General features: G+C 47.8%; 1 protein-coding gene. It reads left to right on the top strand.

Annotation, left to right across the window (positions count from 1 at the left end):
* Positions 1-603 (top strand): 1-deoxy-D-xylulose-5-phosphate synthase N-terminal domain-containing protein (locus R7R24_RS28475; protein ID WP_318120419.1); only part of this gene is annotated, 603 nt, incomplete at both ends.

Raw genomic sequence — 603 nt, 5'->3', positions numbered from 1 at the left:
AAATGCCAACGATTCGTCAGAAAGACGGCTTACACCCTTTCCCTTGGCGCGAAGAGAGCGAGTACGACACGCTATCAGTTGGTCACTCTTCTACTTCCATCAGTGCAGGGCTTGGCCTAGCCATCAGCGCTCAAAAAGAAGGTAAAGGTCGTAAAGTCATCAGTGTGATTGGTGATGGTGCGATTACTGCCGGCATGGCATTCGAAGCCATGAACCACGCAGGCGATGTTCACCCTGACATGTTGGTGATTCTGAACGACAATGAAATGTCGATCTCAGAAAACGTTGGCGCTCTGAACAACCACCTAGCGAAAGTCCTTTCCGGTAGTCTTTACACCTCTATCCGTGAAGGTGGAAAAAAAGTGCTCTCAGGTGTGCCACCAATCAAAGAACTGGTTCGTCGCACTGAAGAACATCTAAAAGGCATGGTTGTCCCTGGCACTCTATTTGAAGAGTTTGGCTTTAACTACATTGGTCCAATTGATGGGCACGATGTGAATGAGCTCGTTAAAACACTGAAGAACATGCGTGAGCTTAAAGGCCCTCAGTTCCTGCACATCATGACTAAGAAAGGCAAAGGTTATGAGCCAGCAGAGAAAGATC

It is taken from the genome of Vibrio sp. 704 (assembly GCF_033339295.1).
This window is presented reverse-complemented; position numbering and strand designations above follow the sequence as displayed.